This is a genomic window from Hamadaea flava, from assembly GCF_024172085.1.
Taxonomy (GTDB): domain Bacteria; phylum Actinomycetota; class Actinomycetes; order Mycobacteriales; family Micromonosporaceae; genus Hamadaea; species Hamadaea flava.
Genome location: NZ_JAMZDZ010000001.1, coordinates 5,558,089 through 5,584,177 on the forward strand (window position 1 = coordinate 5,558,089; position 26,089 = coordinate 5,584,177).

Annotated in this window: 22 protein-coding genes, 1 tRNA gene and 1 other RNA gene; 16 read left to right on the forward strand and 8 right to left on the reverse strand. The window is 69.5% G+C overall.

The annotated features are described in order from the left end of the window. Positions 1 to 82 precede the first annotated feature (82 nt). Together pruA and HDA40_RS42205 are read left to right on the forward strand one after the other, a co-directional pair. Positions 83 to 1,711, forward strand: coding sequence for an L-glutamate gamma-semialdehyde dehydrogenase (gene pruA / locus HDA40_RS26170; protein WP_253763822.1), 1,629 nt, complete (start codon positions 83 to 85; stop codon positions 1,709 to 1,711). 132 nt (positions 1,712 to 1,843) lie between these two features. Then, positions 1,844 to 4,075, forward strand: coding sequence for a helicase-associated domain-containing protein (locus HDA40_RS42205; RefSeq protein ID WP_253760229.1), 2,232 nt, complete (start codon positions 1,844 to 1,846; stop codon positions 4,073 to 4,075). Here the strand turns inward: HDA40_RS42205 and HDA40_RS26180 are convergent. From HDA40_RS26180 to HDA40_RS26205, 6 genes are all read right to left on the reverse strand, one after another. After that, complete coding sequence (locus HDA40_RS26180; protein ID WP_253760231.1) at positions 4,045 to 5,034, reverse strand: N-acetylglucosamine kinase; 990 nt, start codon at positions 5,032 to 5,034, stop codon at positions 4,045 to 4,047. The two genes, HDA40_RS42205 and HDA40_RS26180, sit on opposite strands and share 31 nt — an antisense overlap. Beyond that, the gene (locus HDA40_RS26185) at positions 5,031 to 6,284 is read right to left on the reverse strand and encodes a 6-phospho-beta-glucosidase (RefSeq protein WP_253760235.1); all 1,254 of its coding nucleotides are present in this window, start codon (positions 6,282 to 6,284) and stop codon (positions 5,031 to 5,033) included. The genes HDA40_RS26180 and HDA40_RS26185 overlap by 4 nt, the downstream gene beginning before the upstream one ends. A 1-nt stretch (position 6,285) precedes the next feature. Beyond that, positions 6,286 to 7,107: a carbohydrate ABC transporter permease gene (locus HDA40_RS26190; protein ID WP_253760238.1), complete on the reverse strand. Its 822-nt coding sequence runs from the start codon at positions 7,105 to 7,107 to the stop codon at positions 6,286 to 6,288. 22 nt (positions 7,108 to 7,129) lie between these two features. Further along, positions 7,130 to 8,107, reverse strand: coding sequence for a carbohydrate ABC transporter permease (locus HDA40_RS26195; RefSeq protein WP_253760241.1), 978 nt, complete (start codon positions 8,105 to 8,107; stop codon positions 7,130 to 7,132). Between the two features lie 2 nt (positions 8,108 to 8,109). Further along, positions 8,110 to 9,420 carry an ABC transporter substrate-binding protein gene (locus HDA40_RS26200; protein WP_253760243.1) on the reverse strand — a complete coding sequence of 437 codons (1,311 nt, stop codon included), beginning with the start codon at positions 9,418 to 9,420 and terminating at the stop codon, positions 8,110 to 8,112. Between the two features lie 103 nt (positions 9,421 to 9,523). Then, positions 9,524 to 10,801, reverse strand: a complete 1,278-nt coding sequence (locus HDA40_RS26205; RefSeq protein WP_253760245.1) for an ROK family transcriptional regulator — start codon at positions 10,799 to 10,801, stop codon at positions 9,524 to 9,526. 270 nt (positions 10,802 to 11,071) lie between these two features. Between HDA40_RS26205 and HDA40_RS26210 the strand changes: the two genes are divergently transcribed. From HDA40_RS26210 to HDA40_RS26245, 8 genes are all read left to right on the forward strand, one after another. Beyond that, positions 11,072 to 11,587 (forward strand): PadR family transcriptional regulator, encoded by a 516-nt coding sequence (locus HDA40_RS26210; protein ID WP_253760247.1) that lies wholly within the window; start codon positions 11,072 to 11,074, stop codon positions 11,585 to 11,587. 108 nt (positions 11,588 to 11,695) lie between these two features. Continuing rightward, positions 11,696 to 12,817 (forward strand): peptide chain release factor 2, encoded by a 1,122-nt coding sequence (prfB, locus tag HDA40_RS26215; RefSeq protein WP_253760249.1) that lies wholly within the window; start codon positions 11,696 to 11,698, stop codon positions 12,815 to 12,817. A 97-nt stretch (positions 12,818 to 12,914) separates the two neighbouring features. Then, a complete protein-coding gene (ftsE, locus tag HDA40_RS26220; RefSeq protein ID WP_253760252.1) occupies positions 12,915 to 13,595 on the forward strand; it encodes a cell division ATP-binding protein FtsE in 681 nt (226 codons plus the stop codon). Between the two features lie 51 nt (positions 13,596 to 13,646). Next, on the forward strand, positions 13,647 to 14,666 hold the full coding sequence (locus HDA40_RS26225; protein WP_253760255.1) for a permease-like cell division protein FtsX: 1,020 nt from the start codon (positions 13,647 to 13,649) through the stop codon (positions 14,664 to 14,666). Between the two features lie 55 nt (positions 14,667 to 14,721). After that, on the forward strand, positions 14,722 to 15,984 hold the full coding sequence (locus HDA40_RS26230; RefSeq protein ID WP_253760258.1) for a M23 family metallopeptidase: 1,263 nt from the start codon (positions 14,722 to 14,724) through the stop codon (positions 15,982 to 15,984). A gap of 50 nt (positions 15,985 to 16,034) precedes the next feature. Next, on the forward strand, positions 16,035 to 16,511 hold the full coding sequence (gene smpB / locus HDA40_RS26235) for an SsrA-binding protein SmpB (protein ID WP_253760261.1): 477 nt from the start codon (positions 16,035 to 16,037) through the stop codon (positions 16,509 to 16,511). 83 nt (positions 16,512 to 16,594) lie between these two features. Further along, entirely contained in the window at positions 16,595 to 17,416 is an 822-nt protein-coding gene (locus HDA40_RS42210) for a cellulose binding domain-containing protein (protein WP_253760264.1), read from the forward strand. 60 nt (positions 17,417 to 17,476) lie between these two features. Further along, entirely contained in the window at positions 17,477 to 18,775 is a 1,299-nt protein-coding gene (locus HDA40_RS26245) for an SRPBCC domain-containing protein (RefSeq protein ID WP_253760266.1), read from the forward strand. A gap of 133 nt (positions 18,776 to 18,908) precedes the next feature. On the opposite strand, the gene ssrA is transcribed toward HDA40_RS26245, so the two are convergent. Continuing rightward, positions 18,909 to 19,281, reverse strand: a transfer-messenger RNA (tmRNA) gene (gene ssrA, locus HDA40_RS26250). A gap of 203 nt (positions 19,282 to 19,484) precedes the next feature. Between ssrA and HDA40_RS26255 the strand changes: the two genes are divergently transcribed. From HDA40_RS26255 to HDA40_RS26270, 4 genes are all read left to right on the forward strand, one after another. Continuing rightward, on the forward strand, positions 19,485 to 21,209 hold the full coding sequence (locus HDA40_RS26255) for a hypothetical protein (protein ID WP_253760268.1): 1,725 nt from the start codon (positions 19,485 to 19,487) through the stop codon (positions 21,207 to 21,209). Positions 21,210 to 21,241: 32 nt separating this feature from the next. Further along, positions 21,242 to 21,889, forward strand: coding sequence for a hypothetical protein (locus tag HDA40_RS26260; RefSeq protein WP_253760270.1), 648 nt, complete (start codon positions 21,242 to 21,244; stop codon positions 21,887 to 21,889). 63 nt (positions 21,890 to 21,952) lie between these two features. Next, positions 21,953 to 23,854, forward strand: coding sequence for a hypothetical protein (locus tag HDA40_RS26265; RefSeq protein ID WP_253760272.1), 1,902 nt, complete (start codon positions 21,953 to 21,955; stop codon positions 23,852 to 23,854). 167 nt (positions 23,855 to 24,021) lie between these two features. Further along, positions 24,022 to 24,414 (forward strand): hypothetical protein, encoded by a 393-nt coding sequence (locus tag HDA40_RS26270; protein WP_253760275.1) that lies wholly within the window; start codon positions 24,022 to 24,024, stop codon positions 24,412 to 24,414. Between the two features lie 60 nt (positions 24,415 to 24,474). Here the strand turns inward: HDA40_RS26270 and HDA40_RS26275 are convergent, their stop codons facing one another. After that, positions 24,475 to 25,278: an S-methyl-5'-thioadenosine phosphorylase gene (locus tag HDA40_RS26275; protein WP_253760279.1), complete on the reverse strand. Its 804-nt coding sequence runs from the start codon at positions 25,276 to 25,278 to the stop codon at positions 24,475 to 24,477. A gap of 48 nt (positions 25,279 to 25,326) precedes the next feature. On the opposite strand from HDA40_RS26275, the gene HDA40_RS26280 reads away from it, so the two are divergent. Then, positions 25,327 to 25,899 carry a YqgE/AlgH family protein gene (locus HDA40_RS26280; protein WP_253760282.1) on the forward strand — a complete coding sequence of 191 codons (573 nt, stop codon included), beginning with the start codon at positions 25,327 to 25,329 and terminating at the stop codon, positions 25,897 to 25,899. A gap of 72 nt (positions 25,900 to 25,971) precedes the next feature. After that, a tRNA-Ala gene (locus HDA40_RS26285) sits at positions 25,972 to 26,044 on the forward strand. The last annotated feature ends 45 nt before the right edge of the window (positions 26,045 to 26,089 follow it).

Genomic DNA, 26,089 nt, shown 5'->3' on the forward strand with positions numbered 1-26,089 from the left:
CGGGACCCGATGTAAGGAACGAACGGGCATGCGAGGATGTATGCGAGACCTTGCCACCGCAGCCAACGTCTGGGAGCACACCATGGATGCCCTGTTCGTCACGCCGGAACCCCGGAACGAACCAGTGCGCGACTACGCGCCCGGCAGCCCCGAACGGGCCGCCCTCGAGAGCCGGCTGACCGAGCTGGCCGCCGAGCGGGTGGATCTGACGATGACCGTCGACGGGCAGCAGCGTATGGCGGGCGGAGAGGCGATCGATGTCGTCCAGCCGCACAAGCATGCGCACGTGCTGGGAGTCACCCACAATGCGACTAACGCCGACGCGGTGGCGGCGGTGACGGCGGCGAAGAAGGCCGCCCCGATGTGGCGTGAACTCTCCTTCGAAGACCGCGCCGGGATCTTCCTGAAGGCGGCGGAGCTGCTGGCCGGACCCTGGCGCAGCACGCTCAACGCCGCCACGATGCTCGGCCAGTCGAAGACGGCGTACCAGGCCGAGATCGACGCGGCCTGTGAGCTGATCGACTTCCTCCGGTTCAACGTCCACTTCGGCCACAAACTCCTCGGTGAGCAGCCGAACTCGTCGGCCGGGATCTGGAACCGCTTCGACCACCGCCCGCTCGAGGGCTTCGTCTACGCCGTGACGCCGTTCAACTTCACCGCGATCGCGGGCAACCTGCCGATGTCGCCGGCGCTGATGGGCAACACCGTGGTGTGGAAGCCGGCGCACACCCAGCAGTTCGCGGCCCACTACATCATGCGCCTGTTCGAGGCCGCCGGCCTGCCGCCCGGCGTGATCAACATGGTGACCGGCGACGGGATCGCCGTCTCCGACGTGACGCTCAGCGACCCGGACCTGGCCGGCATCCACTTCACCGGATCCACCCGGGTGTTCCAGCACCTGTGGCGGACCGTCGGCGAGAACATCGAGAAGTACCGGTCCTACCCGCGGATCGTCGGCGAGACCGGCGGTAAGGACTTCGTCGTCGCTCACCCGAGCGCCGACCCGAAGGCATTGGCCACCGCCCTCGTCCGGGGCGCGTTCGAGTACCAGGGGCAGAAGTGCTCGGCGGCCTCGCGGGCGTACGTGCCGCGATCGCTCTGGGACGGGGGCGTACGCGACGAGCTGGCCGCCACGACCGACGCCCTGACCTATGGCGACGTCACCGATCTGAGCAACTTCGGCGGCGCGGTGATCGACGCCCGGGCCTTCGCCAAGCACAAGAACGTGCTGGAGCTGGTGGCCAAGGACGACGCCTGCACCGTCATCGCCGGTGGCACCTGCGACGACAGCGTCGGCTACTTCGTCCGGCCGACCGTCGTGGCATGCTCCGACCCGACCCACGAGATCTTCACGACCGAGTACTTCGGCCCGATCCTGGCCGTCTACGTCTACGACGACGCCGACTTCGAGGCGACCGTACGCCAGGCCGAGAGCGTCGCGCCGTACGCGCTGACGGGTTCGATCTTCGCGACCGACCGGCGGGTCATCGAGTGGGCGTCGAAGGAGCTGCGCTTCGCCGCCGGCAACTTCTACATCAACGACAAGCCGACCGGCGCGGTCGTCGGCCAGCAGCCGTTCGGCGGAGCCCGGGCGTCGGGCACCAACGACAAGGCGGGCTCCTGGCAGAACCTCGTGCGGTGGATGTCGCCGCGAACGATCAAGGAGACGTTCGTCCCGCCGACGGATTACCGCTATCCCCACATGGGGTGACCTCTTCCGTCACCTCCTCGGGGCTACGCTGCGCGATCACGCAGGTCCGCCGGGGTGACGTCACCCCCGATGTTGTCCACAGCCCTCGCCGGGCGATTGACCGGCGAGGGCTGTGCCGTGAAAGTGGGCGACGTGACCGATGACGTTCTGCTGCACTGGCTCGCCGAGATGGACCGCGACCGGCTGGCCGGTCTGCTGCGACTGCGGCCGGGTCTGCTCGGGCTGGATCCGTCCGGTGCGGTGGACTCGTTGGCGGAGTTGGCCGGCCGGCTGGCCGAGCCCGAGTCGGCGAGCGAGGCGCTCTCCGGCATGCCGACGCCGGTGTTGCAGGTCGCCGAGGCGGCCGCGGTGCTCGGGCCTGGCCCCGTGCCCCGGGACGGGCTGGCCGCCCTGCTCGGGTTGGCCGACGACGATCCCAGCCTGGCGACGGCGTTGGAGCGGCTGGAGCAGATCGGCGTACTGGTGCCGTGTGGTGGGCTGCTGGTAGCCCCGGCCGACCTCCGGCTGGTGTTCCGGGAGCCGCTCCGGCTCGGCCCACCCGCCGCCGAGGTGCTGCATCCGTTGACCGCACCGCAGTTGACAGCCATCGCGCACGCCCTGGGGCTGCCGGCCGCCCGGCGTACGCGGGCCGACACGATGGCGTCGTTGCTGGACTTCTTCGCCGATGCCGACCGCGTCCGGCAGCTCGTCGCGCAGGCTCCCGAGGCGACGAAGGCGTTGCTGGAAGGCATCGCCGTCCGAGGTGTGCAGCCGCCCTACGGCGTGCTGCTGGACGCGTACGCCTCCGCGGCGCGCGAGGTGATCTGGGCGGAGGAGCGGGGACTGCTGACCAGGTTGCACGGCTGGGGCTACGCGCTGCAGATGCCGTCGGAGGTCGGATTGGCCGTGCGCGGCCCGGCGTACCGGGCGCCGTTCTCCGCCGAACCGCCGGCAGTGCCCACTGTAGAGATTCCGAGTGGGCTGCCGGAGCGGGAGGCAACCGCCGCGCTGACCGCCGCGATCGACCACGTCATCGGGGTGGTCGACGCCTGCGATCAGCACCCGGTGGCGCTCCTCAAAGCGGGCGGCGTCGGCGTACGCGAGGTCCGGCGGCTGGCCAAGCGGCTGGACGTCGCGGAGCAGGAGACCCGGTTGTGGCTGGAGATCGCGGGTGAGCTGGGCCTGATCCTCGCCATGGACGCCGCTGAGGCCGCCGTGCTCGTGACCGAGGAGTTCGACACGTTTCGCCGGCTGTCCCCGGCCGAGCAGGCCGATCGGATCGTGCACGCCTGGCTGACCGTCGGCGCGTTGCCGACCTGGCTGCCGCCGGAGGGCCGGCAGGAGCCGCCGTTGTCCTATTTCGCCGGTGGGCCGCTGCCCGCGTTGCGGCTGACCGTGCTCGGGGTCGCCGGGCAGACCCTCATCGACGTCGACGGCGAACCCCGTGGTCTGTCCGACTTCGCGGACCTGGCGGCGGCGGTGCGATGGTTCGCGCCCGTGCTGTCGGCCGATCTGGCCGACGGCGTACTGGAGTCGCTGTGGTCGGAGGCCCGGTCGCTCGGGCTCGTCGCGCACAACGCCCCGACGAGGGTGGGACTGGCCGTGTTGGCGACGGCCGATCCCGAGTGCCCCGTCCGAACCGCGGCCGAACAGCTGCTCAGCCCGGCCAGCGCGGCCGGGATCTTCCAGGCCGACCTGACCGTGGTCGTCCCGGGCAGCCCCTCGGCGGAACTCGCCGATCTGCTCGACGCCACCGCCGATCGGGAGGGCCGGGGCGCGGCCTCGGTGTGGCGGTTCAGCGCCGCCTCGGTCCGCCGGGCGCTGGACGACGGGATGAGCCCGGAGGAACTGGAGAAGGCGTTGACGGGGGTGTCGCAGTCCGGCGAACTGCCGCAACCGTTGCGCTACCTGATCGGCGACCTCGCGCGGCAGCACGGTGCCGTTCGCGTACGCGCGGCCGGCTGTGTCATCCGGTCGGCCGACGACGCCTTGCTGGCCGAGGTGGCGGCGACGAGCCGGCTGCGGGACCTGGGATTGTGGCAGCCCGCCGCGGGGGTGCTGATCTCCTCGGCGGCGGCCGACGAAACGCTGCGGCGATTGCGTGAGGCCGGGTTCGCCCCGGTGGAGGAGGGAGACCACGGGGAGGTGAAGGTGAGCCACCGGCCGGTCCGCCGCGTCACCGCGCCCGAGCGGATGGCCGCCGCCGCGCTGGAGCTGCCGGAGGTGTCGAACTGGAGTCTGGCCGACCCGGAGGAGCTGGCGGACCGGTTGCTGACCCAACCGTCCGCCGGCTCCGCCGAGGGCCACCGGCACCAGTCGCGCCGCCCCGAGGCGGACGATCTCGAAGAGATCGCCTACCTGGAGCGGCTGTTCAAAATGGAGTGACGGGCCGCCGCCTTCGCCGCCGGGGACGCTCCGAGCGCGTCCAGCCCCAGCAGGACAGCGCCCGTCACCGGGGCCGCGTCCAGCACCGTCGGCCGGGCGCGCGGCACCTCCACGGCCAGTCCGGCCACAACGGCCTCGTGCAGCATCGGGTGCCGTGCGCGCAGGACCCCGCCGCCGAGGACGACGTCCACCGGCCGGTTGCGCAGCCCGAGCCGACCCGCCGCCACCGAAGCCAGGGACACGATCTCCTCGGCTTGACGCTGCACGACGCAGGCCGCGACGCCGTCGCCGCCGGCCGCCACCTCGAACAGGATCGGGGTCAGCTCGGTCAGCCGGTCGCCGGGGATGTCCCCGAAGTGCAGGGCGATCCCGACGTCCTCCACTGTCGGCAAGCCGAAGTGCCGCGCGACGGCGTCCACCAACGCCGTACCCGGGCCGCGCCCGTCCTCGCCGCGTACGGCGTGCCATAGGGCCAGCTGCGCAAGGTGGTGGCCGCCGCCCCAGTCGCCGGAGACCGGGCCGAGCGCCGGGAAGCGGGCGTACGCCCCGGCTTCGGTGCGGCCTAGGCAGTTGATGCCGGCCCCGCAGACCACGGCGATGGCGTCGGGATGATCCGTGCCCGCCCGCAGCAGCGCGAACAGGTCGTTGTCGACGCGGTGCTCGACCGCCCAGCCCGCCTCGCCGACCGCCGCCATCAAGGTGGCGACCTCCACCGGCAGGTCTGCCCCGGCGAGGTAGATCTCGGCGCGGTCGAGCGGAACGTCCGGGGCCAGTCCGGCCTCCTTGCGTACGCGCTGGACCAGGTCGCCCAGCAGCGCGATCGTCCCCGGTACGCCGATGTTGTGCGGGGACGAGGTCGGGCCGCGTACCGCCGCCAGCACGGTGCCGTCGCCGTCGGCGAGGATCACGTCGGTCTTGGAGTTGCCGCCGTCGACCGCGACCAGGAGCGGGGCGCTCACGCGTCGGCCCAGTTCAGGTACGCGTGGTTGGCCGCGAGCAGTCGGTCGGTGAGCTTCTCGGCGAGGTCGTGCTGCCCGACGAGCGGATGGGCGAGCAGCGCGTGGTAGACGCGGTGGCGTCCACCTTGGATGGCCGCTGCGACGGCCAACTCCTCGTACGCGCTGACGTGCGAGATGAGCCCGCGCTGGGACGGTTCGAGCCACCCCCGTGGTTCGGGTGCGGGGCCGTCCGGCGTCACCGGCGCGGTCACCTCGACGACGGTCTCGTCCGGCAGGAACGGCAGGGTGCCCCGGTTGCGGACGTTGACCGAATGGAACCCCCGTACGCCGTGCAGTGACTGCAACAGTCCCAGGGCTGCCTCGGAGTAGAACGCCCCGCCCCGTTTGGCGAGCAGCTCCGGTTTCGTCACGAGCTTCGGGTCGGCGTACATGGCGAGCAGGTCGCGTTCGATCTCGGCGACTGCCTGACCCCGGGTCTGCGTACCGCGTGCCGCCGCGACTTCTTCGTCGTGGTGGTAGAAGTACCGCAGGTAGTACGAGGGGATCGCACGCTGGGCGGCGACGAGATCGGCTGGGAAGCCGATGTCCTCGGCCAGCCGATCGAGCTTGTCGTCGAGGACTTCGGGCAGTACATCCACCCCGTTGACGTGTGCGGCCCGCACCCAGGTCAAGTGGTTCAGCCCGAAGTGGTCCAGGCGTACCGTCTCGGGGTCGACGGCGTAGTGGGCGGCGATCCGGCGCTGGACGCCGATGGCGACGTTGCACAGGCCCACCGCGCGATGGCCGGCGTCCAGCAGCGCCCGGGTCATGATGCCCACCGGGTTGGTGAAGTTGACGATCCAGGCGTGCGGCCGGGCCAATCGCCGGGCCTGCTCCGCGATGTCGAGAACCACTGGCACCGTGCGCAACGCCTTCGCCAGCCCGCCCGCGCCGGTGGTCTCCTGCCCCACGCAGCCGCATTCCAGCGGGAAGGTCTCGTCGCTGGTCCGGGCGGCCTGCCCGCCGACGCGGAGCTGGATGAGCACCGCGTCGGCGTCGCTGAGCCCGGCGACGGGATCGCTCGTCCAGGTCACCCGGCCCGGGTGACCGAGATGGGCGAAGATGCGCGCCGCGAAGGCGCCCACCACGCCGAGCCGGTCCGCGGCTGGGTCGATCAGCGCCAGTTCGGTGACGGGCAGCCCGATCCGGGCCACCCCGTCCACCAGCTCCGGGGTATAGGTCGACCCTCCGCCGACCACTGCGATCTTCATGTCAACCTTTCACTCCGGTGAGCGTCACGCCTTGCACGAACGCCTTCTGCGCGAAGAAGAACAGCACGATGACCGGAACCATCGTGATGAGCGTCGCGGCGCTGACGAGGTGCCATTCCACGTGGTGCAGCGTCCGGAAGGAGGCCAGCGCCAGCGAGATGGTCCAGTTGTCGGCGTTCTCGTTGGTGTAGAGCAACGGGCCGTAGTAGTCGTTCCAGGCATAGAAGAACTGGAACATCGCGGCGGCGGCGATGCCCGGCCGGGCCATCGGCAGCACCACCTTCAGCAGGGTCCGCCACTCGCCGCAGCCGTCGATCCGGGCCGCGTCCAGGTACTCGTCCGGAATGGTCACGAGGAACTGGCGCAATAGGAAGATCGAGAAGGCGTCGCCCAGCAGCATCGGCAGGATCAGCGGCCACAGCGTGCCGGTCAGATGGCCGTTCGCCCAGAGCATGTACACCGGAACCGTGGTCACCTGCGGCGGCAGCATCATCATGCAGATGATCAGGGTCATCATCAGGTTGCGGCCGCGCCAGCGCAGCTTCGCCAAGGCGTACGCGGCCGGGACGCTCGACAGCAGCATCGCACCGGTGGCGAGCCCGGCGTACATCGCCGTGTTCCCGAGGTATTTCAGCAGCGGCGTCTTCGAGAAGACCTCCGCGTAGTTCTCGGGATGCCAGGAATGCGGCCACAGATCGGAGGTGAAGGTCTGGTTGCTGGTCATCAGCGAGGTGAGGGCCAGGAAGAGCACCGGCGCGAGGAACATCGCCGACAAGGCGAGCGCGATGCTGTGCTTGGCCACGAAGATCAGCGCCCGGTTCATCGATCTCCTCCGGTACTGAGACTCATGACTCACCTCTGGTGAAAGCTTTGAACCGGCGGATGAGGATGACCGTGATGCTCATCGACACGGCGAACAGCAACAGGGCCAGCACGTTGGCGTACCCGAAGAGGTTGTAGCGGAAGCCCTCGGTGTAGAGCCACATCGGGTAGGTGAGCATGGAGTTCTGCGGGTAGCCGAAGGTGCCCGAGACGCCGCCTCCGCCGGTGACCTGGTTGGACGCGACGCTCGCGGCTACCGCGGCCTGAGTGAAGTACTGGGCGCAGCCGATGATGCCGGTGATCGTCGCGAAGACCAGCACGGGCCGAATGGTCGGCAGGGTCACGTAACGGAACTTCTGCCAGGCGTTCGCGCCGTCCAGCGAGGCCGCCTCGTAGAGGTCGACCGGCACGTCCAGCAGCGCGGCGACGAAGATGATCATCAGGTCGCCGACCGCCCACAGGCTCAGCAGCACCAGCGCGGGCTTGGCCCACGCCGGGTCGTTGAACCAGCGCGGTCCGTCGATCCCGAGCCACCGCAGCATGGTGTCCAGCGGCCCGGTCTGCGGCTTCAGCAGCAGGACGAAGGCGATCGTCGCGGTCACCGGCGGCGCGAGGGCCGGCAGATAGAACAGCGTCCGGTACGCGCTGCGCGACCGCTTCATCGCGTTGAGCAGCATGGCGGTGAGCAGTGCTCCGACGATGCGAGCCGGGACCATGGCGGCGGTCAGCCACAACGTGTTCCGGGCGGCGATCCCGACGAGGGGGTCCTGGAAGAGATACCGCCAGTTGGCCAGGCCGACCCACTCCGGCGGGTTGATCAGGGTGAACCGGGTGAACGAGAAGTACACGGCGGCGACGAGCGGATAGCCCAGGAAGACGATGAGACCGAGCAGGGCCGGTCCGATGAAGGTGAGCACGACCAGACGGGGGCGGCGCGACCCGCGCGCACCCCGCCGGAGGGCCGAAGTCTTCCGGCCCTCCGTCAGAGTGACTGTGGCCATGGTCAGCCGGCCAGCTTGATGACGTCGTTGATCTGTTTGTCCACTTCCGACAGACCGGCGGGCAGATCCTTCTTCTGCCCGGACTGCCAGGCGTCCACGAAGGTCCCGAAGGTCTCCTGGTACGCCGGCCCGACCGCGCTCGGCGGAGTGGTGCCGCTCTGGGCGTGGGCGAAGATGCTCAGGAAGACCTTGAAGTTGTCGTCCACCTGAAGGTCGGGCGCGGTCAGCGCGGACGTCAGGGTGGGCACGTTGCGGATGCCGTTGCTGAGCTTGACCTGCGCGCCCTGGTCGAGCGTGAGGTACTTGACCAGCGCCCAGGCGGCTTCCGGGTTCTTCGCGGTACGCGAGACGCCGATGACGTTGCCGGAGATGTATCCCGAGCCGTACCGGCTCGCGTCGGCGGTAGGCAGCGGGCTGACGCCGTACTCGACGTTCGGGGCCTGGTCCTTCAGGAACGCCAGCCGCCATTCGCCGTCGACGGCCATCGCGATCTGGCCCTTCTGGAAGGCGTTGTCGGCCGACCACTCGTCACCGAGGCTCGCCCGGAACTTCTCCAGCTTGTCGTAGCCGTACCAGTCGACGAGGTCCTTCTGCCACTTGAGCAGCGCCTGCCATTGCGGGTCCCCGCCGATGGCGGAGGTGCCGTCCGGCTTGAGCCACTGCGCGCCGACCATCGGGCCGAGGTGCGACGGCGAGTTCTCGTAGAACCCGAACAGGGGAAGGAAACCGGCGCGCTCGATCGTGCCGTCCGGCTTGCGTACCGTCAGCTTCTTCGCGGCCTCGGTGAGTTCGTCGAGCGTCTTGGGCGGGTTGGCGATGCCCGCGTCGGCGAGCATCTTCTTGTTGAAGTAGAAGCCGTACGCGTCGGCGAGGAACGGCATCGCGCACCGCTTGCCGCGGAACTCGGTGTAGGACCGCACGACCTCGGGCATGACCTTGAGGTCCACGCCGTCGCGCTGGACGTAGGGGGTCAGGTCGACCCAGCCGCCGGTGGCGCAGAACTTGCCGACGATGTCGGTGGAATAGCTGATCGCGACGTCCGGGCCGGTGCCGGCGCCGATCGCCTGGACCACCTTGCTGTCGTCCTGCCCGCCCTTGACGGTCACCTTGACCTTCGGGTATTTGGCCTGGAAGTCGGCGATGATCCCGTCGATCGCCTTGGCCTCACGGTCGGTGAAGAAGTGCCACAGCTCGATCTCGCCGGACGGTTCGACGCCCGGGGTGGCGATCGGCTTCGGCTCGGGCGCCGGCGTGCAGGCCGCGGTGACGGCCAGCAGCGCGGCGAGCCCGGCCAGTATCCGGGTACGACGCATCGAAGGTGCTCCTCTCGGAAGAACCCTGAAGAAGGTATGGGGGAACGCGGCGACGGCCCGATGGCCTCGCCGGATGTGGTGCGGTGCTGGGGTGGTCGGCCGGTCAGCCGACTGGAACGTTGGCGCGCAGTGCGTTGATCAGCGAGTCCCGCACGGTACGCAGCCCGGCGTCGACGGCCCCGAGCAGGACCGCGTCGTCGGCGATGCCGGTGACCGCGATGGTGATGTCGAGGGGGATGGTGCTGGAGATGGCGGCGCGGACCCGGCGCGCCAGTTCTTCGCCGCCCGCCTGGGCGACCTCGCCGGCTAGCACGATCAACGGCGGATCGAGTACGCCGGCTACCGCGCCGACGCACTGGCCCATGCGGCAGGCCAGCTCGTCGAGGAACTTCTCCGCTTCGGCCTGGCCACCGGCGCCGGTGGCGGGGTGCGCAGCGGCGTCGACCGCGGCGGCGACGGCGTCGGCCGCCCCGGACGCGGTCAGCCCGTGGGCCGCGGCCAGCTCGACGACGGCCGGGCCGCCGACGAGTTCCTGCATGTCCCGCGGACCCTGGCCGGGCAGTCCTACCGGGACGTAGCCGATCTCGCCCGCTCCGCCGCGTGCGCCGCGAAGCAGGCTGCCGCCCAGGTCGATGGCCAGACCCAGGCCTTCGCCGAACCACAGCAGGGCGAAGCTGCTCGCCGGGTCGCCGCCGGCCCGCTCCGGCGTACGCAGCCCGGCGGCCACGCCGCGGCCTCGTTCGGCGATGGCGGCGAGGTTGACGTCGTTCTCCACCGCGACCGAGGCGCTTAGTCGTTCGCCGAGCTGGGCGACGAGCCCGGCCCGGTCGAACCCGGCGATGTCGATGTGCCGGATCACTCCGCCGTCGGCGTCGTAGGAACCGGGCACTCCGAGGTGGACGTGCGAGATGCCGGTCCGGTCGAGACCGGCCAGCGCGGTCAGCCGGCCGACGATCTCCTCGATCGCGACCAGCGGATCCGCCTTCACCAGGTCGACCCGGTCATGTACGCGCGCGTGCACGGTACCGGCGAGGTCGACAAGGGCTGCGGTGAATTCAGGACGGGCCAGATCGGTCGTCTCTTTGACGGAGACGGCCACCGCGTACGCCGCGGCGGGGTTAGCCGCATAGATCTCGGCGTTCGGACCTGGACCGCCACGGGTATGACCCACCACGATGGCCAGACCGGCATCGGTGAGCCGGCGGAGGACATCGGAGGTGGTCGGCTTGGACAGGCCGGTGAGCTCGCGCAGGTCACCCCGGGTCAGGGTGCCTCGATCGAGCAGGTGGGCGAGCGTGGCGCTCTCGTTCATGGCGCGCAGGAGCTTCGACGAACCGGCCAATCGCCCCGCGGACTCCGTCCGCGGCTGGTGGCGCAGCATCTTCAGCTCCCTCGCTCTCGCCTCGCGCAGTGGCATGCGTGCTACGGCTTGTTGTGCGCGATCCTAGTGGGTCTGAACTGTTAGGCAAACTGACTAACTATAGCGGCAGAGTAAACGAGCAGGATGACACCGTCAAGAGGATAAATCGGACACCGTGACAAGCGGATCGTCCGGACGTCTGGTCCGTCCTGGACTGTCTCCGCAAGACAGTGCACAGTGGAATGAGCGGAAATAGTGGACAGAGGACCGACAAAGTGGCAGCGTAGAGGCATGGCGGAAGCAGGAATCAACGCAACCGCAGCAGCCGTTCTCGGCTTGCTGCATGAGGGACCCATGACAGGCGGCCAGCTCATGGCCGCCGCGGACCGGCGCCTCGGCGCATACTGGTCGATGACTCGCAGCCAGGTCTATCGCGAGCTGCCGGCTCTGGCCGAGCTGGGCTACGTCAAGCTGGGCAAGCCCGGTCCCCGGGCCAGCCAGCCCTACGCGATCACCGCGGCCGGCAAGCGGGCGTTCACCCGCTGGCTCGCCGAGCCGCCCGGGCGCGATCTGCTGCGCAACCCCACCGCCCTGCGGGTGGCTTTCGGGTCGCAGCACACCGCCGGTCAGCTCAAGGAGCTGATGGCGGGGGCCAACGAGTACCACACCGAGGCATTGGCGACCGCTAAGGAACAGGCCAAGGAGGCGAAGAAGGAGGGGGACGAATACGGCGCCGCTGCGCTGGACTTCGCCGTCGCCTATCACAAGGCCGCCCTCACCTGGTTGAAGACGGCCCCTACCAAGTAGGGATTCGATCCGGTAAAACCAGGTAAACATGGTTAATTCGGTGTGGGCGGTTGCGGACTGCCCACACCGAGGTATTTCTGATTGCGAGTCCGCGTAGTCTTGTTTGACGTGACAGTCGCGGACTACGCCGATCAGTTCAAGCAGCTCGATGCCACGCTGCGCAATGTCGAGCGAGTACTCGACCTCGACCGGCTGCGCCGGGACAAGGCGGGACTGGAGGAGCAGGCGTCCGCCCCGGACCTGTGGGACGACCAGGCCCGAGCGCAGCAGGTGACCTCCCAGCTCTCCTATGTCAACAGCGAGATCGCCCGGATGGAGGGCCTGCGCCGTCGGCTCGACGACGCCCAGGTGCTGCTGGAGCTGGCCGAGGCCGAGTCCGACCCGTCGGCGGTCGCCGAGGTCGGCACCGAGCTGGCCGGGCTCGCCAAGGCGATCGAGGAGGTCGAGGTCCGGACCCTGCTGTCCGGGGAGTACGACTCCCGGGAGGCCCTGGTCAACATCCGGGCCGGCGCGGGTGGGGTCGACGCCGCCGACTTCGCCGAGATGCTCCTGCGGATGTATCTGCGGTGGTCTGAGCGCCACGGCTACGCCACCGAGGTCTACGACACGTCATACGCCGAAGAAGCTGGCCTGAAATCGGCCACGTTCGCCGTGAAGGCCCCGTACGCGTACGGGACGCTCAGTGTCGAGGCAGGCACGCACCGGCTGGTCCGGATCAGCCCGTTCGACAACCAGGGACGTCGCCAGACCAGCTTCGCCGGCGTCGAGGTGCTGCCGGTAGTGGAGCAGACCGACCACATCGACATCCCCGAGAACGAGATGCGGATCGACGTCTACCGGTCCTCCGGCCCGGGTGGCCAGTCGGTCAACACCACCGACTCGGCGGTACGCATCACGCACATCCCGACGGGGATCGTCGTCACCTGTCAGAACGAGAAGTCGCAGCTCCAGAACAAGGCCGCGGCGATGCGCGTACTCCAGGCCCGGCTGCTCGAACGCAAGCGGCAGGAGGAGCAGGCGAAGCTGCAGGGCCTGAAGACGGACGCCGCCGGCTCCTGGGGCGACCAGATGCGCAACTACGTCCTGCACCCGTACCAGCTGGTCAAGGATCTGCGGACGGAGCAGGAGACGGGCAACCCGACCGCGGTCTTCGACGGCGACCTCGACGAGTTCATCGAGGCGGGCATTCGCTGGCGCAAACAGCAGCAAATGGAGGCGGCCACCAGCTGATCGGACAGCGAGGTCTGTTCGAAAGGGTGAAGGTTTGTCCTCGGCAGGGTGGCCGCGGCGGTTCACAGCCGAGCAGGACCGGCTAGACTCTCGTCCCGTGATTCGGCTCGAGCATGTGACCAAGACCTATCCGAAGGCGTCCCGGCCCTCACTGGACGACGTGTCGGTCTCGATCGAGAAGGGCGAGTTCGTCTTCTTCATCGGTCCGTCCGGCTCAGGCAAGTCGTCCATCATCAAGATGTTGTTGCACGAGATCGCCCCGAATCGGGGCAAGGTCCACGTGAACAACAAGGACGTGACCTCCATCCGGGGCTGGAGCATCTCCAAGTTCCGTCGTTCCATCGGCTGTGTGTTCCAAGACTTCCGACTGCTGCCCAACCGCACGGCGTACGAGAACGTCGCGTTCGCCCTCGAGGTGATCGGCAAGTCGAAGGCCGTCGCCCGGCGCGTCGTGCCCGAGGTGCTGGAGCTGGTCGGCCTGGGCGGCAAGGAGCACCGGTACCCCCACGAGCTGTCCGGTGGTGAGCAGCAGCGCGTCGCCGTGGCGCGGGCGTTCGTCAACCGGCCGCTGATCCTGCTGGCCGACGAGCCCACCGGTAACCTGGACCCGGACACGTCGATCGAGATCATGCGGTTGCTCGATCGCATCAACCGGACTGGGACCACCGTGGTGATGGTGACCCACGACTCCAACATCGTGAACCAGATGCGCCGCCGAGTGATCGAGATCGAGGGCGGCCGGATCGTTCGTGACCAGGCAAGAGGCGTTTACGGCTGACCTGGCTGACCGACCGATCCGAACCCCCTACCTGGCGGAGGAATATCCCCGATGCGCGCGAAATACGTCCTGACCGAGGTCTTCGTCGGTCTGTGGCGCAACGTGACGATGACGATCGCCATGATCATCACGATGGCGGTGTCGCTGACGATGCTCGGCGCCAGCCTGATGCTCTACTTGCAGGTCGGCGAGATGAAGGACTGGTACTACGCCCGGGTCCAGGTCTCCGTCTTCCTCACCACTGACATCACCGAGCAGCAGCGGGCCGATCTGAAGACCCGGCTGGAGCAGGACCCGGCGGTCGAGAAGGTCTTCTACGAAGACCAGGAGACGGCGTACAACCGCTTCAAGCAGCAGTTCAAGGACCTGCCCGATCTGGTCAAGTCGGTGGAGCCGACGTCGCTGCCGGCGTCGTTCCGGGTCACTCTCAAGGACCCCGAGAAGTCGGCCCAGTTCGCGGCGGCCATCGAACAGGCCGCCGGACTCAACCAGGGCGAGGCCGACGGCACCGGGGCGACTCCGTCCCCGTCGGCCAGCGCATCGGCCGGTGCCTCCGCCGGCACGACCGCGGGCACGACCGAGAACTCGACCACCGCGGCCGGCGCGGCAGACCAGCCGATAGCCGGGATCAAACAGGTGGTCGACCAGAAAAAGCTGCTCGAGAAGATCTTCGGAATCATCAGTTCGATCCAGAGCATGTCGCTGATCGTCTCGATCGCCATGGGCGTCGCCGCGCTGTTGCTCGTCGCGAACACGATTCAGGTCGCGGCGTACAGCAAGCGGCGAGAAGTCGCCGTCATGAAACTCGTCGGCGCGTCGAACTGGTTCATCCAAGCGCCGTTCGTCCTGGAAGCGGTCTTCGCCGCCGTCCTCGGTTCGCTGCTGGCCTTCCTGGCGCTGATAGCCGGCAAGGTCTTCCTCATGGACGGCTCACTCAAGAGTCTCCAAGAGATCATCACTCCGATCCAATGGGGCACGGTGTTGCTGATGCTGCCGGTCCTGGCCGGCATCGGTGCCCTGATCAGCGCGGTCACCGGCTGGGTCACGCTCCGGGCGTACATCAAGAAGTAGCTCCCTTTTAGGGGTATTTCGCCACTGCGGCGTCGTATATCGGTAAGCTGCCGATATGCGACGCCGCAAGCGGTTTCAGCGGTCGGTCATCCTGCTCGTGGCCATGGCAGTCGCGCTGCAGATCGGCGTGCCGTCCGCGTACGCGAGACCGGACGATCCGCGCGGGGACTACAACCGGATCCAGGCCGAACTCAAGCGGACCGGGGCAGCGCTGGAGGGGGCCACTCAACGGGCCGCCGACGCCGTGGCCCGCTATCAGGCGGCTGTGGCGGCGCTCCCGGCAGCCGAAGACCGGATCGCGGTTGCCAAGGGTTCGGTGACGGCCGCGACGGTCCAGTCGGCGACCGCCGAGCGGAAGGCGGCCGAGGCCGCGCAGACTCACCAGGCCGCCGAAGCGGGCGTGCAGACGAAGACGCAGGCGGTGACGGCCGCCCGGGAGCGGCTGAGCGCGTTCGCCGTGGCGGCGTATACCGGGAGCGCGGTGGCCGAGTTCAACATGCTCCTGGAGGTCCGGTCGCCCGAGGAGATGATTCAACGGGTCGGCTACCTCCAGCGGATCGCCGAGCACGAGCAGGCCGCGATCGGGCAGGCACGAGCGGCGCGCTTGGCCGCCCGCGCCGCCGCCAACGAAGCCGAGCTGGCCCGGCGGGCGGCCGCCGACGCCGAGCAGCTCGCCCATGATCGGCTCGTCGGGGCACGGGCGGCCGAGCAGGAGGCGGCCGACGCCCAGACCGATCTGGTCAAGCTGGTCGCCGAGCGGAAGTCCGCCAGCGACGTCGCCGACTCCGAGCGCGCCACCGTCCTGCGGCAGTACCGGGAGCAGCAGGAGGAGTCCGATCGGATCTCGGATCGGCTGCGCGCCTGGGAGGCCGCGCAGAGGAACCGGGGACCGGTGCTGCGGCCGGGCGCGCGGCTGCTCACCCCTGTCCGCAACGCCTGGAAGTCCAGCGACTTCGGCAATCGCTACGACCCGTACTACCACGTCTGGCAGCTGCACGCCGGGGTCGACCTGGCCGCCGACGGCGGTACGCCGATCTACGCGGCCGCCGACGGGGTGGTCTCCTACGCCGGATGGGCCGGTGGCTACGGCAACTACACCTGCGTACGCCATGGGCAGGCGCGGGGGAAGACGATGAGCACCTGTTACGGCCACCAGTCCCGCATCCTCGTGTCGGACGGGCAGCGCGTACGCCAGGGGCAGCTGATCGGCCGGGTCGGCACCACCGGCGCCTCCACCGGCAACCACCTTCACTTCGAGGTACGCCTCGACGGCCGCCCGGTGAACCCCCTGCCGTATTTGCCTGGGTGTCTTTGCTAGCGCCCGAGTAGACTCGCACGGTTGATTAAGCACCAGGAGGATGAGCAGCCGTGCCACGGGAGAAGGGCCGCAAGGTCGTCGCGACGAACCGCAAGGCCCGCCACGACTACGCCATCCTCGACACGTACGAGGCCGGGATCGTGCTGACCGGTACCGAGGTCAAGTCGCTGCGGATGGGCCGGGCGTCGCTGGTCGACGCGTTCGGCCAGGAGCGCGACGGCGAGATCTACCTGCATCAGCTGCACATCCCGGAGTACACGCAGGGCACGTGGACCAACCACGACCCGCGGCGTACGCGGAAGCTGCTGATGCACCGCACCGAGATCCAGAAGCTCCTCGGGAAGCTGACCGAGTCGGGACTGACCCTGATCCCGCTCAGCCTCTACTTCTCCGACGGCTGGGCCAAGGTGGAACTCGGGCTCGCGCGCGGTAAGAAGTCCTACGACAAGCGGCAGGATCTCGCCACCCGGGACGCCAACCGCGAGATCCAGCGGGCCCTGGGCCGCCGGAACAAGGGAATCGAATAGCCGACCGGGCAAGGGTTCGCGGCGCGCGCAGACGGTAATCTCCGCTGAGGTTTCATCCCCTCGGCCTTGGGAGGACGTGCGCAGTGGCTAGGCACCGGCGTGACCACGAGCAGTTCGCCGCGGCGGATCCGACGGTGGTATTGCCGGCGGTTACCGCGGCGGCGGGACCGTCCGACGAGGACGCCGCGCCGGCCGAGAGCACCAGGGACGCCGATCATGCCGGGCACGCCGAGGACTTCGCCGACGAGCCCGCCACCGAGCGGCGGCGCCGGGGTGGCCGTACGGTCAGTCCGCTGCTGATCGGCGCCGGCGGCGTCGCCTTGACACTGATCATGGTCGTCGGGGGCTGGGCGCTCGCCGGTGGCCACGGTGGCGGCGATCCGCTGGTCTACCCGTGGAGTTCGGACACTCCGGGCCCGATCGACGTCTCGATCAGCCTGGAACCCACGGTGCTGCCGTCGCCCAGCGTCGACCCGACGGCGAGCCTGAGCTCCAGCCCGGCCGCGCCCCGTCCGACCCGGAGCCGGTCGGCGAGCCCGAGCCTGTCGGCGTCGGTCAGCCCGTCGGCCGAGTCCATGACCGCCACGACCACCGCCGAGGTGATGTCCAGCCAGGTGTGGTCGGACGGTTTCGTGGTTCACTACAAGATCGCCAACAAGGGCTCGTCGGCGGCCGGCTGGAAGGTGAAGATCGTCTTCTCGAAGGCCGTCCGCCTCGACTCGCCGTGGAACGCCACTGCCGATACGCTCAGCGGGTCCGAGATGACGTTCACGGCCAAGCAGGCGCTGGCCGCCGGCACATCCGTCGACTTCGGATTCGTGGCGTATCGCACTCGGGGTGCGACCCTCGGCCTTCCGGTCACCTGCACCATCGACGGAAAGCAGTTTCCCTGCGCTTTGTCGTGACTTGGCATCCGGCGAATGCCGGACAGCGTTCCCGGCCGAAGACGGAATATATTTCAGCTCGTGAGCGAGATAAACGTTGATGTCGATCTCCCGCACCCGCCGCACCGCGTGTGGCGGGCGCTGACGGATCGCCGGGTGCTCGCCACGTGGTTCATGGAGACCGACCTGGAGCCACTGCCTGGTGCGGTCGGCCGGGCCTTCCCGAGCGGCATCCCGGGATTCACCGGGCCGTTCGACATCGAGGTCGTCTCGGTCGGCCCGGAGCGGCTGCTCGTGATGCGGTGGCGCGGCGACCAGCTGCACGCCGAGGTGCGCTGGGAGCTGGAGGAACTGACCGGCGGCACGCGGTTGCGGGTCAGCCAGACCGGCTTCCTCGGGGTGAACGGCACGCTCCGGCGGCGGGAACTGCGTCGCGCGTACCAGCAGCTCTTCGGGGAGGAACTGCTCGCGGTCCTGGGGCGGGCGGGCGAGCCCTCCGCGATCCCGCGGCAGCGCGTGCAGCAACCGGTGGTCGCGGCTGTGGGCATCGAGAACGAGCTGCCGTCGGCCGCGCCGCCCCGCGCGGACCTGGGCGACCCGTCCGATCCGTGGGCGCTCAGCGACCCGTCGGTCCTGGCCGGGGTGCGCGACCACCCGGTACCTACCGACGAGGACAGCGCCGAGATCACCCCGCCGCCGCACGGCCCCGCGGGCCGGCTCGCCGCCGCGTTTCCCCTTCAGGAGCGGGTACGCGCAACGGCGATCACGGTGACGGTGGCCATGATCGTGGTGACCGTGGGCTGGCTGTGGCTCACCCGGCCGATGCATGTGGACGGACCGCCCGCCTCATATCCGGTGGCGACCCACGACCCGGCGTTCGCCCTGCCCGAGCAGTCGCCGTTCGTGCTGCCCAGCGGCGGTCCCACCGGACCGGGCACGATCTCGCCGAGCGGCACCCCGTCGCCCGGGGCGTCCGGCCGCCCGTCGGGTTCGCCGAGCCTGGGGGCGTCGGCCAGCGGTTCCGCCACCGGGGCGCCCGCCCTCACCGCCGAGTACGCGACCCAGAGTTCCACCGGTCTGCTGGGCTACCAGGTCGCGGTGACGGTGACCGTGCACAACCCGGGTACCTCGCCGCACAGCGGCTGGACCGTCGTCCTCAAAGTCCCGTCAGCCGCCAGCGTCGACTCGAACTCGGGGTCGGTGCAGGTCTCGAAGTCGGGCGAGCAGGTCACGATCACGCCGAAGGACGCGAGCAAGGTCGTGAACTCGGGCAGCGACGTCGCCTTCATCGTGACCTTCAGCGGCGGGGCGCTGCTCGGCATCGGCAGCGGGGGAGTGACCGGCTGCGAGGTCGACGGCACCACCTGCACCAAAGCCTGACGCTCGCTGCTTTCCTCGCAGATCACGGTTACGCATGTGATCTTGGCGCGGCGAAGCCTGCGTATCCGTGATCTGCACGCTCCTCGACGGGGCATGAGAAAGGCCCCGGACCGGGTGGTCCGGGGCCTTCGCCAAGTGGAGGTGCGGGGAATCGAACCCCGGTCCCTCGCCGCATTGGCAGGGCTTCTCCGAGCGCAGCTCGCTATGCCTTTCTCGGCCCCACCGATCACACGAGCGAGTCGGTGTGACGGGCCCAGTCGCGATTGATCTCGCCGCCCCAGCCCCGCGACAGGACCGGATTGGCCAGCCTACTTACTGATGCCGGTGAACTAGGGCGTAGGCACCCCTAGACCGACAGACCTGCTACTCGCCTCAGGCGGCGAGAGCGAGGTCAGCGCGATTAACCTTGGCGCTTATAGGTTTTCGACGTCGATTAACGAGACGGCGTCGACTTCCTCGGCTCGCTTCTCCTACCGCAACGTACGCGGTCGAAACCTGTCACCCCCCTGGAGGGAGCCGCCCTGGATGAACGACTGCATTAATCCTAACGTCTCCACCCCACCGAGTCATCCCGTTATCCCCGTCACACCGGTCAAATCGGTGAATAATGCTCTCATTGGTCAACCGGTGAGTTGACGCCCAGGAAACAGCAAGGCGACTAACTTACCGTGACGTCGGTTCCTGACCAGGCCCTTTGACGGAGTCAGACGTGACGCTCAGTGACCCCGCCGAGGCGGGCAAGGAAACCACCGCCGCAGCCGGGCAAGGCGGGCCGGCGCGGGCGGCGATGAGGAAGAACCGGACGCGGTGGCTGCCCGCGCTCGCGCTGCTGCCCGCCCTGCTGCTGACCCTGTGGCTGCCGCTCAACGGCGACGTCGCGTACGTGCTCGGTGGGCTCGAAACGGCTGGCCGGGGCGGGGTGAGCGTCTGGGACGTCTTCGTCGCGCGGCCCATCGCGTACCGGCTGTTCCTGGCCGGCCTCGACGGCTTCCGAGGTCTCCTGCCGGGTGCCGACTCGTTCGCCGCGCGGAACGCGATCGTCCGGCTGGAAGCCGACCTCGTGATCATCCTGGTCGGGATCGTGCTGTACCTCGGGCTGCGACGGTTCTGCCGCCCGGCGGTCGCCGCGGTGAGTGCCCTCGCGACCACGGCCGCGCTGCTGATCTCGCCGCCCTGGCACTACCTGCAGCCGGACTGGGTCGCGGTGGTGGCCGGGGTGCTGGCGGTCGGGGCGGCGTGTGCGCCTCGCCGTTGGTGGCTCGGTGCGCTGCTGGGCGGCTTCGCCACGTTCCTGACCATCGCCGTGAAGCTCGCGACCGCTCCCATCGCGGTGATCGCGCTGCTGCTGATCGCGGCGTTGTGCGTACGCCGGGCGCTGTGGACGGCCGCGGCGGCGATCGCCTTCACCGGAATCTGGTACGTCCTGACGAAGCAGTTCCTGCCCTGGGAGTGGACCTGGTTCAACGACCAGGCCGCGTTGGTGCACAACTCGCCGATCCACCACGCGCCCAACCTGACCGACTTCCGGCGCTTCCGGATGGCGGCGTACGACGTCATGATCGTGAGCCCGATCGTGGTGCTCGCCCCGGCGGCGGTGGTCGTACTGGCTCGCCGCCGACTCCGGTACTACGCCCTGGCCGCGGTGATCGCCGGGCTGTCGGTCTCGTCGGCGTACGCCCAAGGCGAGTGGTTCATGTACCACTTCGCGGTGGTGCCCGTGCTCGCGGCCGGCGTCTGGGGAGCGGCCTTCGGCGCGAATCGGCGAGCCCGGCTGCCGCTGGGGATCGGGCTGCTCGCCGCTTCGCTCGCGAGCGCCGTCCTGCTGCGGCAACCCGTCGACTGGCGGTTGACGCAGCTCGGCCTGGTCTCGAAGGCGTACCTGCTGGGAGCTGTGCTGATCGCCGGCTGGGCCGGTCTCGCCGCCCGAGGTGCTCGCACGGATCAGCCCAGCCGGTGGACGGCGGTCGCCGGGACTGCCGCAGCGACCCTGGCCATGCTGCCGGCCTGCCTCCCAGCCAGCGCGTACGCCTTCAGCGGCTACAACGCCAACGCCTGGAACGTCCTCGGGGTCGACAACTCGGCGTTCGACGACTTGAGCAAACGGCTCGGCCGGGACACGCCCGTGCTGTACCTGGCTTTCGGCAGCGTCGCGTACAAGATGGGAAATCCGACAGCCTGCCGCTATCCCTCGCCGCAGTGGTTGCAGCGCAGCACCTATCTGCCCCAGGTCCGCGACTATCCCAGCTACAGCGACAACCTGCGCTGCCTGACCGACGACAAGACCGCGCGCTATGTGGTCATCAGCTCCTCGTGGTTCCGCGTCACCGGGGCCGACGCGGAGGTCCAGGGGCTGATAGCGGCGCGCTTCGACTGCTCCGACCAGGCCCGTGTGCCGGCCCCTGGCGATCTGGTGGTCTGCCCCGCGCGGTCTTGACGCGGATCGCGCCGGCCGGTAGGAACTGGCTGGTGCGCCCGGCCGACGTTCCCATGCCCGCCGCCGTCGCGGCCCGCCCCCGCGACGATCGCGGCTACCCGGTCCTCGCGATCACCCCCTGGGCCGACGGGCAGCCACGCTTCGCGGCCACCGGCACCGCGCGCAGCTATCTCTGCGCGGTGGAACGGCGTTGCTCCATTTGTGGTACGCCGATGGCGGCCGGACCGGTCTGGCGAGTGGTCGGCGGGGCCGAGGCGGAGGCCATCGCGGCGGCGACGGCGGCCGGGCGGGCGTACCGGAACGAGGCGGCCACTGTGGAGGCTCCGGGGCATCGCGACTGCATGCTGTACGCCGCCGTCGTCTGCCCCTACCTCGCCCAGCCGACCGCCCGGCGCGGCCAGGACGGCACCCACGCCGGCATGGTGCGCGGCGAACGCAAGAGCGCGGGCGGGGCCGTCGTCGGCTTCGCGACCCTCGAATTCCGGTACGCCGACGTCATGATGTTCCGGTTCGCCGACGTCGTCGAGTTCCTGCCGCACGACAGTGGCGAGGAACAGTTGCCGGTGCTGGTGTCGGCTATCTCGCAATCCACCGCGGCAACGCCCGAGTGCCCGGACTATCTCCTGTCGGATGAGGAATCGGCGACCCGCCGCTTCACCACCTATCTGGACGTTCGCTGATACCGTTCCGCTCGGCATCCGCCGTGAGTTCGGGGATGCGGTGCCCCTCAGCCAGGAGAATCAATGCGTACTCTGCTCACCCGTCAGCGAGCCGCCACCGCCGCGGTCCTCATCGCCTCGGTCGCCGTCCTCGCCGCCTGCGGCGAGAAGAAGGACCCCGGGGCCGACCCCAGCGCTTCCGCCACCTCGGCCATCTCGGCCGGTGCTGTGCTCATCTCGGACGGCACCGCCGTCGTGCGGATCGGCGACCGCAAGGTCACCTTCCCGACGACGGTCAAGGACGCCGCCTGGTCGCCCGACGGCAGCCGGATCGCGTTCGTCGACGGGGACGGCAACATCTCGACCAGCCGGCCCGACGGCAGCAACCGCGTCGCGATCACCAAGGCGAAGGCGGGAGCCACCCGGTCGGAGCCGACCTGGTTCGGCTACCGGATCCTGTTCACCGAGACCGATGCCAAGGGCGTCTCCCGGCTGATGCAGGTCGGCTCCAACGGTTCCGTCGTCACGACTCGGAAGGAGACGGTCACCGAGGCGTACCTCGGCCCGGACCTGCCCGAGACCGGGGCGGCCGAGGCCAACGCCGTGATCGGCGCCGAATTCGTGTCCGAGCTCGGCGAGGTGGCGTACACGGCGACGACCTCGAAGGGCAGCGACGTCTGGGTCATCGACGTCAACCAGCGGGAGCCGTACGGCACCAAGATCGCCGCCGGTAAGGACCCGGCGCTGTCGCCCGACGGCAAGCAGGTCGCGTACGTGGCCAAGGACGGTCAGGTGGCCGTCGCGGCCGTGGAGTTCGGCCAGAAGAAGACCTCGAAGCCCCGCACGATCACCACCGGCGCGCAGTCGCCCAGCCACCTCGTCTGGTCCGCCGACGGCAAGCGGGTGGCGTACTCGACCTCGACGGGCATCGAGAGCGTGGCCGCGGCCGGCGGCGACAAGCAAGAGGTGTCCGCGACTCCGGGCGTGGCCGCCTACCTGCCGGTGGCCCGCGACAAGGTGACCCGGGTGACCGGCGGGGACCCGGTGGCGATGTCCATCGCCGCGTCCAAGCTGCGCTACCCGACGATGAAGCAGTACATGCCGACCGAGGACGTGCACCCGGCGAACGGGGCGGTCCTCACGTCGGCCGCGAAGCCCGAGTTTGCCCTGCTCGCGGCGCAGATGTCCTGGGCGGCGCACGGTCCGACGCTGTTCACCTCCGGCCCGAACCTGGACGCGCCGGTCCAGGAGGAGCTGACCCGGATCTTCGGCAAGATCGACAAGTCGTACGACAACGGACCGACCGTGTACCTGGTCGGCGGGACGGACGTGGTGTCGGCCGCGACCGAGTCGGCCCTCAAGAAGGCGGGCTACCGCACCCAGCGCATCACCGGCGCGGACCCGATCGCCCTCGCCGCGGCCGCCGCCAAGGAAGTGCGTTACATCGACAACGTCTACGTCGTGGACAGCAAGGACGCCAAGCTGACGGCCGCCGTCGCCGGTGTGGCCAACACGGGCGGCATCCTCTTCACCGACGGCTCCACGCTGCCCGCCGCCACGAAGACGGCGCTCCAGGGCCTCTACGAGGGCTCCGAGGTGTACGCGATCGGCAGCGCCGCGCAGCAGGCGCTCGCGGGCGGCTGGCCCGGCAAGTCCTCGAAGACCGAGGTCATCCCGGTCGCCGCCGAGGGCGACTCCGCGGTGGCCACACTGGCCGACCTGCTGTCGGGCGGCCCGCGGGTGGCGGTCGCAGCCGACCCCGCCTCCCCGATCGAGACCGCGCTCGCGATCGCGCTCGCCCACACGTTCGGCGGGCAGGTGCTCCTGACGGGCCCGTCCGGTGTGGACGACGCGACCAAGCAGTGGCTGGTCAAGACCTCCGGTTCGATCGACACGGTGTACGTCGTCGGAGCCGGGGTGCCGGCCGACGCCGAAGCCGCGATCGCCACCGCCGTCAGCGGCCCCCTCGGCTACACCCAGTCCTAACCCACCCACCCCTATGCGTTGATCATGAACTAACGGTCGTTGTCGACGGTGTGTCGGAGTCCGAAAGTTCATGATCAACGCCCTAATGGCCTGTTCGCACCCTGGACAGCGCGGCCGGAGCGCGGGACCATCGAAGTTCCAGCCCCGCTGTTCCGGGGAGGTGCGGGATGTCGTACGAACTTCCACTCGCCGTTGGATGCCTGGCCAAGACGGTGGCGATGCCACCCGCCGGGGACGGCTGGACCCATCGGGTCGTCGCCGGAGTACAAGCCCTCCGCGAAGAACTGCTCGCCCACGTACGCGACACCGAAGGTCCCGGCGGTGCGTACGCGAAAGTGCTGCGGGACGCGCCACGGTTGGCACCGGGCGTACAAGCCCTCGTCGAGGACCATCGAGCGATCCTGGCCGCATTGGACGCCTCACCGCCGACCGAGCCGGTGGACGTCGACCGGTTACGGGACTGGGCCCGCGACATCGTCGAGGACGTCAGTTCCCATCGCCAGCGCGGCGCGAATCTGCTCTACGAGGCATACTGCACGGACCTCGGAGAGCCGGGCTGACTCTTCCCGGCTGTCTGCTCTCCCGGCCGGGTGTTCGCCGGCCGGGCCGCGAGCGTCCGGTCAGGGCAGCTCGAACGGAAGCGTCAGGCCGTCCAGGGTGGACGGGCACGGGCACGTGCGCTCCGCCGGCAGCTGCGCGAGCGTGGCGAGCAGCAGATCACGCAGCCGTTCGGTGTTCTCCCGGAAGACTCGGAAGACCTCTTCCTGTGTGACGCCGTGGTCGCCCTCGACCCCCGCGTCCAGATCCGTCACGAGCGCGATCGAGGTGTAGCAGAGCCCCAGCTCCCGGGCGAGGGTCGCCTCGGGCTCGCCAGTCATGTTGATCACACTGCCGCCCGCGGCGGTGCACGAGCGCGACTCGGCCCGGGTCGAGAACCGCGGTCCCTCGATGACGAACATCGTGCCGCCGTCGACGATCGCGTGATCCCGTTCCGCCGCCGTACGCAGCACCGCCGACCGCCCCGCCGGACAGTACGGGTCGGCGTAGTTCACATGCACCGCCCCGACGTCGAAGAAGGTGCGTACGCGAGACGAGGTGCGGTCGATCACCTGGTCCGGCAGGACGAACGTGCCTGGCCCCAACTCCGGCCGCAGCCCGCCGACCGCACACGGGGCCAGGATCTGGCGTACGCCCAGCGACCGCAGCGCCCACAGGTTCGCGCGGTAGTTGATCCGATGCGGCGGCAGCCGATGATCACGCCCGTGCCGTGGCAGGAAAGCGACGTTCCGGCCGCCCACATCGGCGATCGTGATCACGTCGGACGGGTCGCCGTAAGGAGTGTCGACTTTCTGCTCGACCGCGTCGGCGAGCAGTGCATATAGTCCTGATCCGCCGATCACTGCGAGGTCTGCGCTCCGGCTCATGGAGCATGACCTTATCCGCAACCGGGGCGGACGGATATGGTGCAAGCCATGACATCGGGCGTGGAGCGCATGGAGCTGACGGGTCATCTGCTGGTCGCTACGCCCGGCCTGCGCGATCCCAACTTCGAGCGCAGCGTCGTCCTGATCCTCGGTCACGAGCAGTCAGGCGCCCTCGGTGTCGTCCTCAACCGCGCGACCGGTACGTCCGTCCGCGAAGTCCTGCCCGGTTGGGAGAGCCTCACCCCCGATCCGGCGGTCCTGTTCGAGGGCGGCCCGGTCCAGCCCGACTCGGCGATCTGCGTCGCCCGCGCACGCTCCGGGGTCGCCGGGTTTCTCGGCTTCAGCCGGGTCGTCGGCCAGATAGGGACGGTCGACCTGTCCCGCGATCCGGCCGGCATGCGCGAGCGCCTCGACACCGTCCGGGTCTTCGCCGGATACGCCGGCTGGGAGCCCGGCCAACTGGAGGGGGAGATCGCGACCGGCTCCTGGCACGTCTGCCAGTCGCTGCCCTCCGACGCCTTCTCGGCCCGGCCGGATGATCTCTGGGGGATGGTGTGGCGGCGCCAGGGCGGCCTGCTCGCGGCGGTCGCCCACTACCCGTCCGACCCGTCGCTGAACTAGTCATACCCGATTTCGCCGTTGGTCGGCGGCCGTGTAATATCGTGCGAGTGCTCGGGCGACCGAGCGACCTGCGGGGACGTGGCGCAGCTGGTAGCGCACCACACTGGCAGTGTGGGGGTCAGGGGTTCGAGTCCCCTCGTCTCCACCCGCACATCGGTAATGTCCGATGAGAGAAAGCCCAGCTCATTCG

Coding starts and splice junctions, on each gene's coding strand:
- HDA40_RS26185 (WP_253760235.1), bottom strand. CDS start 6,284: ATGAAGATCGCAGTGGTCGGCGGAGGGTCGACCTATACCCCGGAGCTG.
- HDA40_RS26230 (WP_253760258.1), top strand. CDS start 14,722: ATGCGACGCCGCAAGCGGTTTCAGCGGTCGGTCATCCTGCTCGTGGCC.
- HDA40_RS26280 (WP_253760282.1), top strand. CDS start 25,327: ATGACATCGGGCGTGGAGCGCATGGAGCTGACGGGTCATCTGCTGGTC.
- HDA40_RS26225 (WP_253760255.1), top strand. CDS start 13,647: ATGCGCGCGAAATACGTCCTGACCGAGGTCTTCGTCGGTCTGTGGCGC.
- HDA40_RS26265 (WP_253760272.1), top strand. CDS start 21,953: ATGCGTACTCTGCTCACCCGTCAGCGAGCCGCCACCGCCGCGGTCCTC.
- HDA40_RS26200 (WP_253760243.1), bottom strand. CDS start 9,420: ATGCGTCGTACCCGGATACTGGCCGGGCTCGCCGCGCTGCTGGCCGTC.
- HDA40_RS26270 (WP_253760275.1), top strand. CDS start 24,022: ATGTCGTACGAACTTCCACTCGCCGTTGGATGCCTGGCCAAGACGGTG.
- HDA40_RS26275 (WP_253760279.1), bottom strand. CDS start 25,278: ATGAGCCGGAGCGCAGACCTCGCAGTGATCGGCGGATCAGGACTATAT.
- HDA40_RS26190 (WP_253760238.1), bottom strand. CDS start 7,107: ATGAACCGGGCGCTGATCTTCGTGGCCAAGCACAGCATCGCGCTCGCC.
- HDA40_RS26205 (WP_253760245.1), bottom strand. CDS start 10,801: ATGCTGCGCCACCAGCCGCGGACGGAGTCCGCGGGGCGATTGGCCGGT.
- HDA40_RS26195 (WP_253760241.1), bottom strand. CDS start 8,107: ATGGCCACAGTCACTCTGACGGAGGGCCGGAAGACTTCGGCCCTCCGG.
- pruA (WP_253763822.1), top strand. CDS start 83: ATGGATGCCCTGTTCGTCACGCCGGAACCCCGGAACGAACCAGTGCGC.
- HDA40_RS26210 (WP_253760247.1), top strand. CDS start 11,072: ATGGCGGAAGCAGGAATCAACGCAACCGCAGCAGCCGTTCTCGGCTTG.